Source organism: Rhizobium sp. 18055, assembly GCF_902706285.1.
GTDB lineage: Bacteria > Pseudomonadota > Alphaproteobacteria > Rhizobiales > Rhizobiaceae > Rhizobium.
The window spans coordinates 1-467 of the sequence record NZ_CACSKD010000215.1; the positions used below are offsets into that span (position 1 = coordinate 1).

General features: G+C 67.0%; 2 pseudogenes. One reads left to right on the plus strand and one right to left on the minus strand.

Annotated elements, in window-relative coordinates:
* A pseudogene (locus tag GVL52_RS31955) lies at nt 1-189 on the plus strand (RND transporter); the annotation flags it as partial.
* Between the two features lie 84 nt (nt 190-273).
* Here GVL52_RS31955 and GVL52_RS31960 read toward each other — a convergent pair.
* Nucleotides 274-467, minus strand: a pseudogene (locus GVL52_RS31960) (integrase core domain-containing protein); the annotation flags it as partial.

The window sequence follows — 467 nt, forward strand, 5'->3', positions numbered from 1 at the left end:
CGGGACGACAGCGCCCAGGTGGCCCGGCAGGCCCAGCGCCTGTACGTGAGTGGCCGCAGCGCGTATCTCGATACGCTGGACGCGCAGCGCTCGCTGGCCACCGCGGAGGCCAGCCTCGCCGCCGCGCAGGCGCGGGTGGCGCAGGAGCAGGTGGCGGTGTTCATGGCGCTGGGTGGAGGGTGGGAGTGAGGCTGGGGAGCCGTACCCATCATTGGGAGAGAGGTCCAGGGTTTCGCAGGCTGACGGATCCTGCATCGATGGTGGAGGGTTCGCGAAGTTCTCATTGAGGCATTCGTCCCTGAGCCGGCCGTAGAAGCTTTCGATATAGGCGTTCCGGGTGTGCTTTCCCGGCTGGATCAGGATGTGCTCGATACCTCGCGCCTGCAGCGAGGCCATGAAGGCCCGGCAGGTGAATTCCGGGCCGTTGTCGGTCCGGATGGCTCGCGGGTACCCTCTGAAGCATGCAG